1 protein-coding gene is annotated in these 612 nt (G+C 45.8%); it reads left to right on the top strand.

Annotation, left to right across the window (positions count from 1 at the left end; all coding sequences use genetic code 11):
* A partial coding sequence (locus A3750_RS02100) for an efflux RND transporter permease subunit (RefSeq protein WP_197474808.1) occupies nucleotides 1–612 on the top strand: 612 nt, incomplete at both ends.

Raw genomic sequence — 612 nt, 5'->3', positions numbered from 1 at the left:
TCTGGCTGGGCCAACGCTGAATCGCATCACCTTATACGCCTTAATACTCGCTCTTGGTTTATTGGTCGATGATGCCATTGTCGTAATTGAGAATATTCATCGCCATAACCAACTGTTGCCGGTGGATAGTTCCAAAGAGACGTATTCAAGAGCGATTGTGAACGCAGCTACTGAAATAGGTAATCCGACAACTTTAGCAACCATCACCGTGGTTGCCGTGTTCCTCTCTTTACTCTTGGTCACAGGGATGCTGGGTGAGTATTTTTATCCCATTGCTTTCAATGTACCTGTGGCAATGATTGCGTCCTTGCTGGTTGCATACATTGTCACACCTTGGGCCGCACGTCGTTTTCTACCTGTCACTCACGAAGAGCATAAAGAAATCTGGTTGCAAACACTTTATCGCAAGCTCTTCAAACGGCTTTATCAGCATAGTATGTGGCGTAGATTGTTTTTTATTGGAGTGCTCATATGCCTATTCGCTTCGCTTCTTCAGCCAGCCTGGCAATTTGTTAGGCCCCAGGGTGTTGGTGGCGAGCTATCGTCTCTTGGTGTCAATCTGGCATTCCTTCCTAAGGATGATAAGAACACCTTCCTTATTACGTTCAAGTT

Source organism: Oleiphilus sp. HI0079, from assembly GCF_001635105.1.
Note: the sequence above shows the minus strand (reverse complement) of the source record. Positions and strands in the feature narration are given on the sequence as shown.